12 protein-coding genes are annotated in these 13,638 nt (G+C 69.8%); 4 read left to right on the top strand and 8 right to left on the bottom strand.

Translation table 11 applies throughout. The features are described from left to right. Positions 1-9: 9 nt before the first annotated feature. Positions 10-840, top strand: coding sequence for a methyltransferase domain-containing protein (locus ABZU74_RS12675; protein ID WP_355422057.1), 831 nt, complete (start codon positions 10-12; stop codon positions 838-840). Between the two features lie 11 nt (positions 841-851). Then, positions 852-2,081, top strand: coding sequence for an acyl-CoA dehydrogenase family protein (locus ABZU74_RS12670; RefSeq protein WP_355422054.1), 1,230 nt, complete (start codon positions 852-854; stop codon positions 2,079-2,081). Positions 2,082-2,235: 154 nt separating this feature from the next. On the opposite strand, the gene ABZU74_RS12665 is transcribed toward ABZU74_RS12670, so the two are convergent. Together ABZU74_RS12665 and ABZU74_RS12660 are read right to left on the bottom strand one after the other, a co-directional pair. After that, positions 2,236-3,006: a DUF2306 domain-containing protein gene (locus ABZU74_RS12665; protein WP_355422051.1), complete on the bottom strand. Its 771-nt coding sequence runs from the start codon at positions 3,004-3,006 to the stop codon at positions 2,236-2,238. 193 nt (positions 3,007-3,199) lie between these two features. After that, entirely contained in the window at positions 3,200-4,582 is a 1,383-nt protein-coding gene (locus tag ABZU74_RS12660) for an FAD-binding oxidoreductase (RefSeq protein ID WP_355422049.1), read from the bottom strand. Between the two features lie 174 nt (positions 4,583-4,756). Here ABZU74_RS12660 and ABZU74_RS12655 point away from each other — a divergent pair, with 174 nt between their 5' ends. Beyond that, positions 4,757-6,013 (top strand): sigma-70 family RNA polymerase sigma factor, encoded by a 1,257-nt coding sequence (locus tag ABZU74_RS12655; RefSeq protein ID WP_355422046.1) that lies wholly within the window; start codon positions 4,757-4,759, stop codon positions 6,011-6,013. On the opposite strand, the gene ABZU74_RS12650 is transcribed toward ABZU74_RS12655, so the two are convergent. From ABZU74_RS12650 to ABZU74_RS12640, 3 genes are read right to left on the bottom strand one after another with little or no spacing between them, the layout of a single operon-like run. Further along, on the bottom strand, positions 5,997-6,629 hold the full coding sequence (locus ABZU74_RS12650; protein WP_355422043.1) for a dihydrofolate reductase family protein: 633 nt from the start codon (positions 6,627-6,629) through the stop codon (positions 5,997-5,999). The genes ABZU74_RS12655 and ABZU74_RS12650 overlap by 17 nt on opposite strands. Continuing rightward, positions 6,617-7,864 (bottom strand): cytochrome P450, encoded by a 1,248-nt coding sequence (locus ABZU74_RS12645; protein WP_355422040.1) that lies wholly within the window; start codon positions 7,862-7,864, stop codon positions 6,617-6,619. The genes ABZU74_RS12650 and ABZU74_RS12645 overlap by 13 nt, the downstream gene beginning before the upstream one ends. A gap of 22 nt (positions 7,865-7,886) precedes the next feature. Then, positions 7,887-8,657 carry an FkbM family methyltransferase gene (locus tag ABZU74_RS12640; RefSeq protein ID WP_355422038.1) on the bottom strand — a complete coding sequence of 257 codons (771 nt, stop codon included), beginning with the start codon at positions 8,655-8,657 and terminating at the stop codon, positions 7,887-7,889. Positions 8,658-8,908: 251 nt separating this feature from the next. Between ABZU74_RS12640 and ABZU74_RS12635 the strand changes: the two genes are divergently transcribed. Further along, complete coding sequence (locus ABZU74_RS12635) at positions 8,909-10,453, top strand: NAD(P)-binding domain-containing protein (protein WP_355422035.1); 1,545 nt, start codon at positions 8,909-8,911, stop codon at positions 10,451-10,453. Here ABZU74_RS12635 and ABZU74_RS12630 read toward each other — a convergent pair. From ABZU74_RS12630 to ABZU74_RS12620, 3 genes are all read right to left on the bottom strand, one after another. Then, on the bottom strand, positions 10,437-11,051 hold the full coding sequence (locus tag ABZU74_RS12630; RefSeq protein WP_355422032.1) for a nitroreductase family protein: 615 nt from the start codon (positions 11,049-11,051) through the stop codon (positions 10,437-10,439). The genes ABZU74_RS12635 and ABZU74_RS12630 overlap by 17 nt on opposite strands. A 165-nt stretch (positions 11,052-11,216) precedes the next feature. Next, positions 11,217-12,350 (bottom strand): glutamate--cysteine ligase, encoded by a 1,134-nt coding sequence (locus ABZU74_RS12625; protein ID WP_355422029.1) that lies wholly within the window; start codon positions 12,348-12,350, stop codon positions 11,217-11,219. A 48-nt stretch (positions 12,351-12,398) separates the two neighbouring features. Continuing rightward, entirely contained in the window at positions 12,399-13,562 is a 1,164-nt protein-coding gene (locus tag ABZU74_RS12620) for a M20/M25/M40 family metallo-hydrolase (protein ID WP_355422027.1), read from the bottom strand. Between the last annotated feature and the right edge of the window lie 76 nt (positions 13,563-13,638).

The raw sequence follows: 13,638 nt of genomic DNA, 5'->3' as shown, positions 1-13,638 counted from the left end.
GGGAGAGGGATGGAGAACACCACAACCGCGCCGATCGACATCGCGACGATGTACGACGAGTCGACGCCGATGTCCAACGCGTTCAACGACGGGCAGGTTCACCTCGCGTACTGGTACGACGCGGTGGACGAGGCGTCCATGCGGGAGGCGTCCCAGCGGATCACCCGCCGGGTCGGTGAATCCCTCGGGCTGCGTCCCGGCCAACGGGTCCTCGACATCGGCTGTGGCCTGGGTACGCCCGCGCTCGAGTTGGCGCAGGACTACGGCGTCACAGTGGTCGGCATCAACATCAGCAGGGTGCAGGTCGAGGAGGCGACCAAGCGCGCCGCCTCGGCGAACCTCGGTGACTCGGTCACCTTCCAGCACGGCGACTGGAACACGCTCGACTTCCCCGACGGGTCGTTCGACGCGATCGTCGCGATGGAGACCCTGTTGTACGCCACCGACCTGGACCGGGTGCTGCGCGGCCTGTTCCGCGTCCTGCGTCCCGGTGGCCGGCTGGCGCTGACCGAGACGACCCGTGAGAGCAGCATGGGGATCGAGGAGGCGGCCGAGTTCGCGGCGACCTTCAACGCGCAGTTCCTCAAGTCGACAGCGGAGTGGCTCGAGGCGTTGACTGCCGCCGGGTTCGAGTTCCACGAGTACCTGCAGTGCGGGCCGCGGGTCTTCGGCAAGGGACCGAAGTACGTGGCCGAGGCGGAGAGCCAGCGCGCCCACCTCACCGAGAAGTTCGGCGCCGAGGCGGTCGACGAGCTGGGCAAGGCGCTCGGTTACTACTTCGAGGCCGGGGCGGGCAAGGTCGGTTACGCCGTCATCACCGCCGGAAGGCCACTCGGATGAGGAGGCCCGCGGTGACCGATCCAGGATTCCCCCCGGTGCCCGAGCCGGATCTCACGCCGGCCGACCTGATCGCCCGCGCCGAGGCGATGGTTCCCGAACTCCTGGCGCGGCAGTCCGAGGTGGAGCGTCGGACGTTCTACGGTGAGGACGTCCACGAGATGTTCCGGGACGCGGGCTTCTACCGGATCACCGTGCCCCGGCGGTACGGCGGGTACGAGTTCGAGTTCGAGACGTTCCTGCGGGTGGTGATGATCCTGGCCCGAGGCTGCCCGTCGACCGCCTGGATGTTCTGCCTCGGCGCGGCCCACTCGCTGGTGACCGCGATGCTGTTCGAGGAGAAGGCACAGGACGAGCTGTTCCGGGGCGGTGACTTCATCGCACCGGCGGTGATCGCTCCCGGCGGGACCGCCACCCGCTCCCCCGACGGTGGCTGGATCATCGACGGGACGTGGAACTACTGCTCCGGCATCCCCTACGCCACCCACTTCATCGGCCACGCGATGGTCGCTGGCGACGACGGCGAACCACCCCATCCGCTGCTGTTCATCGCACGGCGGGGCACCTGGACCCGTCTCGACGACTGGGGCGGGCAACTGGGGCTCAAGGGCAGCGGCTCGCACAGCGTCCGCTTCGAACGGGCCGAGATCCCGGACCACTTCGGCCTCGATCACACCCACCTGGGCGAGGTCTCGGTGACGTCCGGGACCAGTGGGAGCGCCCTGCACGCCCACCCGCAGTACGGCGGGGCGCCGATGAGCTCGATGTGTCTGGAAGGCGCAACGCTCGGGGTCGGGATCGCGCAGGGCGCGCTGGAGGCGTACGGCGAGGTCCTCTCCACCCGCAAGACCTCGACGCCACCGATCACCCTGCGCGTCGACGACCCGGACTACCAACGGTGGTTCGGCCAGGCCACGGCCATGATCTCGGCCGCCGAGGCGATCACGTTGAGCGCGATCCGCCAGTGGCACGAGCTGACCACCCGCGAACCGGCCGCCTTCACCCTGGAGGAGGACCTGCGGATCGCGATGATCTGCCGCGAGGCGGCGGAACTGGCCTGGCGCGGCGTCGAGGCGGTCATCCAGCCCACGGCGGGGACCAGCTCGGTCACCGGCGACGGGCGCCTGGAACGGGTCTGGCGTGACCTGTCCACCTGCCACAGCCACGCGGGTTTCGCGGTGCTCCTGACGACGGCTCTCCCCCGCGTCTACACCCAGGCGCACTTCGGTCGGCTCAACGCCTGACCACCCACCGACGAACGACGAATGGCCGGACGCGTCCGGCCATTCGTCGTCGCTGCCGTCGTCGACCACAAGCCCCCGGGAAAGTGCCGCCGGACACGACGAAAGCCGCCCCGGGGGTCGGGGGACGGCTTTCGTCGTGCGTGGTGCGGGGGCCTCAGGCGGGAGCGGGGTACGTGACGACCTCGGTGCCGTCCGGATTGTGCCGGCGCTTGGCCATCCGTTCGATGATCCAGTGTGCGACCACCAGGTTGAGGACCCAGCCGAGCCAGTTGGCGAGTTCGACGATCACGCTGATGGCCAGCGGCATCGTGGGCCAGATGGTGAACATGCCGACCAGGATGCGGCCCCAGGTGGTGCCCAACGCCAAGGCGAAGCTGTACGCCATCCAGCGGCGGTGCTCGGCGTAGCGTCCCTTGCGGACCATCACCAGACCGGTGATGGTCGTGGCGAGCCAGGCCACGCCCATCGTGACGATGCCGATGCTGCCCTGGTGGTCGGCGCGCAGCGGGATCAGGGTGAACACGCCCAGGGCAGCCGACGGGAGGGCCCCGCCGAAGATGTAGACGCGGCCGCTGATCCGGTGGACCTTCGGGTGGTTGCGGCGCAGCCAGCCCCAGAACTGGAGGAACACCGTGATCATCGCGATGTTCCCGGTGATCACGTGCGCGACGACCAAGCTGTAGTGCACCGGGACGCCGGGGTCGAGGATGCTGCGGCTGTTGGCGGAGTCCGTGCTGAAGTAGCGCGGGAACGCGTACAGCAGGTTGAAGACGACGGCGCCGGCGAGGACGACGAGCCACAGGTAGGGCTGACGCCAGATCGACGACGACGGGGCCGACGGTGGGACCGATGGTGATGGTTCGATCGCCTCGTGCGCCGGCGACCGGCCCACCCGAATGGTGGCTTTCTCCGCGTTCTGCGTCATGGAGGGGTCCCTCGGGTCGTAGGTCGTCAAGGGGTTGGCGGATCGCCGTGATTCACGGGATCGCCGGCGTTCCCCGAGGGGGCGGGGAACGCCGGCGAAACTTCCACCCGTTAATCGCCTACGACTCTGGCACCCGTCGAAATCGGTCGTCATCTCCGAGGATGCGGTATGCACGACCGCTCGTGCGGGTTGCTCAGGAGGGCGAGATGTTGCCGTTGAGCTTGAACAGGTTGTTCGGGTCGTACGTGCGCTTCAGCTCCACCAGCCGCGCGTACGTGGCGTCGGGGTAGGCCTCGTGGATGCGCTCGGCGGCATCGTCGTAGAGGAAGTTGACGTAGCTGCCGCCACCCGGCCGCTGCACGACCTTGGCGAACTCGTCGACCCAGGCGCGGTGCTCGGCGGCCTCCTCCGGCTTCTCGAACACGACAGCCGCGGTAAACATGATCCTGCGATCGCGGTGCGCGAACGCGGTCGCGTCGGACGGCACCCGCGCCATCGCCCCACCGAGCGGACGCAGCTGGGCGACGGGCATGCTCGCCGACGAGGTCTGCAGCGTCTCCAGGATCCGACCGGCCGTGGCCACGTCGACCTCGTCGACGAAGTTGGTCCGGCTGAACGTCAGCGGGTGGTAGTTCGGGTCCTCCGGCTGGTAGATGCCACTGAAGGGCATCGGCTGGACCATGTCGGCCAGCACACCCAGCTCACGGATCGGCGCCAGCACCTTGGCGCCCTCCTCCGGGTCACCGGCGTAGACGATGATCGCGAGGATCACCAGCTGACCGACCGCCTCGTCGGGCACGCCGGGCATCGGCGGCGCCGGCATGATGTTGATGATGCTGGACAGCTCGTCGGGCGCCTCCAGCGAGATGCGCAGGTATTCCGCCACGACCTCCGGGGTCGCCGGCAGCACCAGCAGGCCGCCGAGCACCGTCGGCACGGAGTGCAGCCGGTAGCGGAACTTCGTGACGACACCGAAGTTGCCGCCGCCGCCACGAATCGCCCAGAACAGGTCGGGGTGGTTGTCGGCGTCGACAGTGAGCTGCCGGCCGTCTGCGGTCACCACGTCGGCGCCGATCAGGTTGTCGATGGTCAACCCGTGCGCCCGCACCAGATAGCCGATGCCACCGCCGACGGTCAGGCCGCCCAGGCCGACCGAGGCGGTGTCGCCGAAACCGGTGACCAGGCCGTGCTCGCCGGCCGCCTCGGTGTATTCGCCGGCGAGCACACCGGGCTCCGCCCAGGCGGTACGACTGTCGGCGTCGATCTCCAACGCGTTCATCTTCGAGAGGTCCAGGACGATCGCGTCGTCCCAGACGCCGTAGAGGCTGTGGCCGCCACTGCGAACCGCAAGCGGCAGCTCCGACCCGCTGGCCACCGAGACGACATGCGCGACGTCGGCGGCGTTGACCGCCTTGACGATCACGGCGGGTCGCCGATCGATGCCGCCCTGGAAAATCGTGCGGGCCTGGTCGTAACCGGGGTCGCTCGGCTCGATCACCTCGCCGACGACGCCCGCACGCAGCTGCGCGGCCACGGCGGTAGCCGTGTCGGTAGGCGCCACGATCTCGTCCTGCATGGAAGATACCTCCTGGTTATGGCGGTGCGGTCCCACCAGGGCCGCGTACCCTTTCGCAGTGAAGTCGGAGCCGTACCTCGTTTTTCGACATAGCCGCCGGTAATCAGCAACGTTCTCGTCCACACGCTTCGCCCGCGGGTTTGCCGCCCAGGGCACTGGAGGAATCCCGGCACCGTGGCTGATGAGGGTAACGTGGCCTCCCGCTCGGAGGTCGAAAGTCTGCTGCGCCAGCTCGCGCCGCAGGTCCTGGGCGCGCTCTACCGTCGCTACGGCAAGTTCGAGGCGTGCGAGGACGCGGTGCAGGAAGCCCTGCTGGAGGCGGCGCTACGCTGGCCGGACCAGAAGTTGCCGGACAATCCCCGCGGGTGGCTGCGCACCGTCGCCACCCGCCGGTTGGCTGATCAATGGCGCAGTGACCAGGCCCGGCGCAATCGCGAGGTGATTGTCGCGGTGATGGGCCGCGCCGACGAGGCGGTCTCCGCCTCCGTCGACGACCTGCCCTACCAGCACGACGACACGCTGATGCTGCTGTTCATGTGCTGCCATCCCGCGCTGACCGCGCCGTCACAGATCGCGCTGACGCTCCGCGCGGTCGGCGGCCTGACCACCAGCCAGATCGCCGCGGCGTTCATGGTGCCCGAGTCGACGATGGTGCAGCGGATCAGCCGGGCCAAGCAGCGGATCCGGTCGACCGGCACCCGGTTCCGGATGCCACCGCCGGCCGAACGACGCGAACGCCTGCGGGTAGTGCTGCACGTGCTCTACCTGATCTTCAACGAGGGTTACACCGCCACCTCCGGCCCGGACCTGCAACGAGGCGAGCTGACCCGGGAGGCGATCCGGCTGACCCGCGAGGTGCACCGGCTGCTGCCCGACGACGGTGAGGTCGCCGGGCTGCTCGCGCTCATGCTGCTGACCGACGCCCGGCGCGACGCCCGTTCCCGCCCGGACGGCACGCTGGTACCAATCGCCGAGCAGGACCGGCGGCTCTGGCACCGGGAGTCGATCCGCGAGGGCATCGCGCTGGTCACCCGCAGCCTGAGCGACGGGCCGGTGGAGTCCTACCAGATCCAGGCGGCGATCGCCGCGCTGCACGCCGAGGCGGCGACCGTCGACGACACCGACTGGCCGCAGATCGCCGCCCTCTACGAGCTGCTGGAACAGCTCGATCCGAACCCGATGGTGACGCTCAACCGGGCGGCCGCGACCGCCATGGCCAAGGGTCCGGAGGTCGGGCTGCGCCTGCTCGACGGCCTCGACGACCGCATCGCCAACCACCGGCTCGACGCGGTACGCGCCCACCTGCTGGAAATGGCCGGCGACCGGAGCGGGGCCCGGATGCGCTACCTGCGCGCAGCGCAGCGCACCACGAGCCTGCCCGAACGCCGCTACCTGGAGTCGCGCGCGGCCCGGCTCAGCGACCCGCGCTGACCGCCCGCGGGGTCAGCCACAGGTGCACGACCTGGTCGGGCTGCTCGACCCGGCTGATCGGCAGCTCCACCTGGCCGTCGCGGGTGCGGTCGAACAGCCGCACCCCGTCGCCCATCAGCACCGGGACCACGTGCAGCATCAGCTCGTCGAGCAGGCCGGCGCGCAGGCACTGGCGGATCACGCTGGCACCCCCGAGCACCGACACGTCCCGGCCGCCCGCGGCGGCCAGCGCGCGGCTGACGGCGCTCTCGACACCCTCGGGTACGAACTCGAAGCGGGTGCCGCCGGCCAACTCCAGAACAGGTCGGGGCTCGTGGGTGACCACGAAGACCGGAAGCCCGAACGGCGGCTCGTCGCCCCACGGCTTCTCCCCGTGGTCGTACATCCGCCGGCCGATCACGTGGGCCCCGACCGACGCGAACCCCTCGTCGAGGATCTCCGCGTCCCGGTTGGCCCGGCCCCCGTCGAGGCCGACCCGGGCCCGCCAGGTGGCCAGGTCGTAGATCCACTGGTGCAGACGGTGGCCGTCCACGCCCATCGGCAGGAGACGACTGTCATCGGGGCCGGTCACGAAACCGTCCATCGACACCGAGATGTCGGCGGTCACTCGCGCCATCGGGGATTCTCCATTCCCAGGAGCACGGGCAGCCAGGCGGGCGCGTTCATGGCGAACGTCCCCTGGGAGGTCAGCTCGGCGTCGGGAACCGCGAGGCGCAGCCCCGGAAAGCGTCGGAACAGGGTGTCCAGACCGATCTCCACCTCCAGCCGGGCCAGCGCGGCCCCGAGGCACCGATGGATGCCGTGGCCGAACGACAGGTGCCGCTTGTCGGCCCGGTCCGCGTCGAACCGGTCCGCCTCGGGTCCGTGCACCGCCGGGTCGCGGCCCGCCCCGGCGAAGTGCAACAGGATCGGTTCACCCTTGCCGATGCGTACGCCGGCGATCTCGACGTCCTCGACAGCGAACCGGAACGGCAGGTGCGCGACCGGGGCGTCCACCCGCAGCGTCTCCTCGATGACGTCGGGCCAGCCGGCGGCACCCGAGCGGACCCGGCGCAGTTGCTCCGGCGCGTTCAGCATCGCCCGGACGGCGTTGACCAGCAGATTCATCGCGGGTTCGGTGCCGGTGTTGAGCAGCAGAAGCAGGGTGCTGACAATCTCGTCGTCGTCGAGCCGTGCGCCCTCGTCGCGGGCGGCGATCAGGTCGCTGGTCAGGTCGTCGGCGGGCTCCCGGCGTTTGCGATCGATCAGGTCGTGCATCTGTGCCCGCAGCCGGGCGAACGCGGCGGCGGCCTCCTGCGGCGTGATCTTCGCGCTGGCGGTGGCGTAGCCGCCGCCACCGCCGACGATGCCCACCCGCTCGGCGACCGGCAGACCGATCAACTCGCCGATGACGTGAGCCGCCAGCGGATGCCCGAACCCCGCCTTCAGGTCGACGATCTCCGTGGGCGGGTGCATGGCGAGATCGTCGAGCAGGTCAACGACCAGCCGTTCGATCGCCGGTCGCATCGTCTGCACGCGACGCGGCGTGAACGCCGTGCGGATCAGCCGCCGCTGGCGGGCGTGGTCGGGCCCGTCCGAGCTGGTCAGGTTCTCCATTCGGGCCCAGGCGATCAACGGGAAGTCGGGCCCGATCTCGCCGTTGGCGTACGCGATCCAGTGCTGACGCGGATCCTTGGAGAACCGGTCGTCGGCGAGGATCTCCTTCGCCGCGTCGTAGCCGGTGACCGACCAGGCGGGCACCCCGCCCGGCAGCATGATCCGGGCCACCGGCCCGTGAGCGCGGATACGGGCCGACTCGGCGTGGATGTCGGCGCCACTCAGGTCGAGCCTGACGGTTGATCCGTTGTCCATGGCTGACTCCTCGACGGGTTCTTCAGACCGCGCGGACGGCGAAGATCAGGTGCAGGTCGGTGTCGGCGAGGCGGCGCTCCTGGGTGTCGGTGACGTCGAAACCCCGCTGGCGCAGCAACGCCTCGATGACGCCGAGGCGGCCGTCGATGTCGTGCACCTCGACAACCAGCTCGCCGATCTTCGCCCAGTCGTCGTCGGCGATGCCGGCGATCACGTCGGCCTCGGCCTTCTCGACGTCGATCTTCACGAGGTCCGCCCGTTCCGCGCCTGAGTCACGCAGCAGCCGGGAGAACGTCATCGTCTCGCACTCCAAATAGGACAGTTGGTGCCGGGACGTGGCCAGGTGCTCCGCATCGCGTACCGGGACACCGCCGTCGATGAGCAGTTTCCTGGCAAGGGCGGTCTCGCGGACCTGCTCGGTGTACAGCCCGGACTCCGCAGGGGCCTTCGGGTAGTAACCAAACCGGGCCCGCCCGTCCGTCGCGGTGATCGCGACGTTGAGGGCCAACCCGTCCGGCACGTGCCGCGCGAAGTTCTCCTCCAGCGCGCGGTAGGTGTCCGGGCCGGGCTCGGCCGCCACGATGAACGCGGCCGGGTAACGGGACTTGAAGAACATCGAGGCCAACCCGATGTTGGCGCCGATGTCGAAGATGACACCGGGTGTCGGCCGAGCGCCACCGGGGCGACGGTAGGACTCCTCGACGAAGATCTCGCGGTAGAGCAACGCCGCCTCGGCGGCATCGACCTGGGTGACATCCTGCCCGTTGGGCAGCCGACGCCGGATCAGGCCCATATCAACTCCTCGCGCTGGTCGGGGACACCATCTGAGAATGGGTGCTGGCCACCGCTGCGGTCACCTTCCCGGTTGCGCAGGCTGCGCCACGAAACGTCAGGCGGTAGCCAGCGCGAGGTATGGCGGGCGAGCAGTCGGGGGCGAAGCTTCCCGAGTGAGCACTCAACGGTTTCGACCGCCATCAGGCATTGACACGTCCCGCTATCCATTCGATGGTCGATGGACTCATCACTTCGTCGAAGGGTCACAGGATGGTCGGCAACGAGCACAGGTACGTCATCGTCGGGGCAGGGCCCGCCGGGCTTCAACTGAGCTACTACCTTCAGCAGCACGGTGCCGATTACCTGACGCTCGAAAGTGGTGACGAACCGGGCGGGTTCTTCCGGCGGTTCCCCCGGCATCGCCGGCTCATCTCACTGAACAAGGTGCACACGGACAGCACCGACCCCGAGATCCGCCTGCGGTGGGACTGGAATTCCCTGCTCAACGACTCCCCGGATCTGCTGTTTCCGAACTTCAGCGAGGAGTACCTGCCCGCAGCCGACGACCTGGTGCGCTACCTCGCGGAGTTCCAACGGGTCCACCAGCTCAACGTCAGGTACGGCACGACGGTCGAGCAGATCACGCGGACGGGCGACGGTTTCACAGTGAGCACCGGCCAGGATGAGGTCCGGGCACGCTGCCTGGTCGTTGCGACGGGCTGGGGGCAGCCGTTCGTGCCAGCCGTCAAGGGCATCGAACATGCCATCGGGTACGAGGACATGGTCGTCGACCCCACGGCGTACGAGGACCAGCGGGTTCTGATCATCGGGAAGGGCAACTCGGCCTTCGAGACCGCGTCGGCCATCCTCGGCCGGGCCTCGATGGTGCACCTCGCCAGCCGGCAACCCCTGCGGCTCGCGTGGAACACCAAACACCCCGGCGACGTCCGGGGCCAGTACGGCGCGATCCTCGACAGCTACCAGTTCAAGACACTGCACTCGGTGCTCGACTGCACGATCGACGAGATCCGGCCCGTCGACGGGCGCTTCCAGGTGTCGATCACGTACACCCACGCCGAGGGTGAGACCGCCGTGCTCGACTACCACACGGTGTTGCGGTGCACCGGCTTCCGGATGGACACCACGGTGTTCGACGAGACGTCCCGTCCCCACATGGTGCGGGACGGCCGCATGCCCGACCTCCGCCCCGACTGGCAGTCGAGCAACATCGACGACCTCTACTTCGCCGGCACGATCGCCCAGGCCCGGGACGTCAAGCACGCGTCGTCGCCGTTCATCGACGGCTTCCGGTACAACCTCCGCACCCTGACACGGATCCTGCGGGAGCGGTACGACGACGTGCCGTTGTCGTACACGACGACGCCGGCGGACGCCGCGTCGCTGGCCAAGCTGATGCTCGACCGGGTGAACTGGTCCTCGGCGCTGTGGACCCAGTTCGAATACCTCTGCGACGTCCTCGTGCGCGACGACGCCACCGGCGACTTCCACCACTACGAGGACCTGCCCGAGGACTACGCCGTGGAGCGTTTCGCGTCCGCCACGCAGTGGTACACGCTCGCGCTACGGTGGGGCCGCGACGACTACGGTGACGTCTTCGCCATCGACCGGCACCCGACCCCCGACCGGGCGCGCGAGAGCGCCTTCATCCACCCGGTGATCCGGCGGTACCGAGGAGCGGAACTGCTCGCCGAGCAGCACTTGCTGGAGGATCTCCTGGCCGAGTGGCGTCGCCCGGACCGGCACGTCGAGCCGTTGGTCGAGTTCCTGACCAGGGACCTCACCAGCGGATCATGACCTCGTCCAGGGGCTTGCGGGTCAGGTCGGGGACGTGAGCGTCCGGTGTGGGATATCCGACCGGCATGACGACGTACGGGCGCTCCTCCGGCGGCCGCTCACACACCTCGTTGAGGAATCGCATCGGGCTGGGCGTGTGGGTCAGTGTGACCAGGCCGCAGTGGTGCAGAGCGGTGATCAGCAGACCGACGGCCATGCCCACGGATTCCTTGACGTAGTACGGCTTCGGGCTGTGTGGCCCCTGGTGTATCTCGAACACCACGATGACGGCCGGTGCGGTCTCCAGGAACGGCTTCCGCCAGTCGGTGCCGAGCCCGGAGATCGCATCCAGCCACTCCGCTGAGGCGCGGCGGTCGTAGAACGCACGTTCCTCGGCCTCCGCCGCCTCGCGCAGCCGGCGCTTGCGGGCCGGGTCGGTCAGGACGACGAACCGCCACGGCTGGACATTGGCACCACTGGGTGCGGTCGAAGCGGCGCGGATCGCGGCCTCGATCACCCCGTCGGGGACGGGGTCGGTGGCGAAGTCCCGCACGGAACGGCGCCGCGCCATCCGTTCCGCGAATGCCTCCGCCTCGCGCACCATGTCCGCCGGCCTCATACGGGTGTGCTGGATCGGAACCCTGGATTGCAGGTCTGCCTCGGTCACCTATGGCCTCCACTGATCAGGTGTGCCGGTTGCCGTGGCAGGGCCAGCCTGCCGCGGCGTCCGGTTACCCCAGCATTTCTGAGGCCGGCGGTTCGTCGTTACGCCGTCGTGCTGTCTTCACGAGAAGGGCACGTTCGGGGCGGTCTGGTTGGCGATCTCGTCGACCACGTCGGTCAGGCGGCCGCGCACTGCCGCTGCGGCCCGCTGACGGGTCGCTCCGTCGCCGTTCGTGGCGAGGCGTGCCAGCCAGTCCTCGACCCGCTCGCAGTCGCCCGCCTCGTTCAACGCCGGCCGGGCGAGCTCGACCAGCCGACCGGCGAGCGCCGCGGCGGGCAGCAGCCGGCCGCTGACGGCGTCGACGCCGTGCCCGCCCATCCCGTCGCGGGCGGCGCGCCAGTACGCGAGCCGCATCAGCTCGGGAACCAGTTCCGGTCCCTCGTCGCCCCGGTCGACGGCGTCACCGGCGACGACCACCAGCGCCCGCACCAGGGCGGCCAGTGCCGCGGACTCGGCGGCGGTGACGGGCACGTCGGCCACCCGCACCTCGAGTGTCGGGTGGTTCGTCGACAGGCGGAGATCCCAGAAGATCGTGCCCCGGTCGACCAGTGCGCCCACCTCGAGCAGCATGTCCACGTGGTCGTCGTACTGCTGCGCGGACCTCAGCAACGGAGGCGCGCCGGCCACCGGCCACCGCCCCCATGTGACGCTGCGCCAACTCGCGTATCCGGTGTCGCGCTCGGACCAGTAGGGCGAGTTGGCCGTGAGGGCGAGAAACACCGGCAGGTGCTGGCGCAGGTGGTTGCCGATCAGCACGGCGCGATCCCGGTCGGGCTCCTCCACGTGGACGTGGACAGCGCAGATCGCCAGCTCGTCGTGCAGCCCACGGAAGGTGGCGGTGCCGCGATCCTGGCGCGGCCCTTCGGTGATCGGCGGCGGCACGGCACGGCCGAGCACCGGCGAGCCGCTCGCGATCACCCGCAGACCCGCCGACCGCGCCGCGGCCTGGACGGCGGCCCGACCTTCGACGAGCTGCGCGCTCAGAGCGTCCAGGCTCCGGCACGGGTCGGTGCGGGTCTCGACCTGAAGCTTGGTGATCTCGCCACCCACCCGGGTGCCGAGGGCCGGACGCGCGCGGTCGACGACCGTGGCCGCCTCGGGCACGACCTCACCCCGCGCGACGTCGACGACGAGGAACTCCTCCTCGACCCCGAGCAGGGGAATGGGCGATCCCGAGCGCTGTCCCGTAGTCATGCCGACGCCGACCCCTCGCTGCCGGTCGTTCGCCGGCGCCGAGCCAGACTACGGGACGTCGTCGATGGGTGACGGTCCGAGATGCTCCATCGTGGACAAAGCGTCGACGAGTCCGGCCAGAAGGGCCGTGCGCTCCGGCATCCGGTCGACACAGACGTACTCGTCGGCAGCGTGTGCTCCGCCTCCGACCGCGCCCAGGCCGTCGAGGGTCGGCACGCCCAGCGCGGCGGTGAAGTTGCCGTCGGACGCGCCGGCGGCGTGCGCACCGACAAGGTCCGGGATGCCAAGCCGGTGGGCGATCGACTGGGCCAGTTCCAGGAGCGGACGCGCCAGCTCGGGCGACATCGGGTAGCGGTTGATCCCGCCCTGCACGGCCAGCGTCGCCTCGGGCAGGAACGGCACCAGCCCACGGATGGCGTGGTCCACGCGTTCGAGTTCGTCCCTGGTCCAGGCCCGGACGTCGACGGCCAGGCTGGCGCGTTCGGGCACCGTGTTCGTCGTGGTGCCTGCGGAGAGCAGGGTCGGCGTGACCGAGGTGCCACCGCTGTCCGCCGCGCCGAGCGCACCCAGCGTGAGGACCTGGTGGGCGACCTCGACCGTGGCGTTGACCCCACGTCGTGGTTCGACGCCTGCGTGGGCGGCGCGACCCCGGACGGTGAGGCGGTACACCGAGCCGCCCTTCCTGGCCACCTTCACGTGCCCGTCCGGGGTGGCCGCCTCGCAGACGAGAACCGCACCCGAACGCCGCGCCTCACGCTCGATCAGTGGCCGTGACGTGACGGACCCGGACTCCTCGTCGCAGGTGAGCAGCACGCCGACCGCCGAGGTGTCCTCTACCAGGCGCAGTGCCGTGAACATCTGCACGATGCCGCCCTTCATGTCGCACACGCCGGGTCCGGTAGCGACGTCGTTGCGGACGGTGAAGGGGCGGGACCGGATCGTGCCGGCCGGGAAAACCGTGTCGAAGTGGCCGAGGAGCAGCACCCGCTGGTTGGCGGCCGGCCACAGCAGGTGCGGCAGGCCGTCGATCACGACCCGCCGGGCGGGCCGGCCGAGCGCTTCCTCACCCCAGCGGGTGAGCAGGTCGGCACAGGACTCGAGATGGGGCAGCGAGCCCGGTGCCGACTCGGACGCGACGAGCGCGCCCAGCCGGTCGATCATGTCTGCTTTGAGCTGCGTCGCGGCGTCGAGCAGACGGCGTGGGTGGTCCATCGTTCCCTCCAACCTCACGGGTGACGGGCCTGGCCAGGCGTGTCCGTCGACCATCGCAGGGAGATCGGGGTGTGGT

Source organism: Micromonospora sp. NPDC005171 (assembly GCF_040608575.1).
In the GTDB taxonomy this organism is placed as follows: Bacteria; Actinomycetota; Actinomycetes; order Mycobacteriales; family Micromonosporaceae; genus Micromonospora.
The sequence above is the reverse complement of the archived record's forward strand: the minus strand, read 5'-3'. Positions and strand labels throughout refer to the sequence as shown.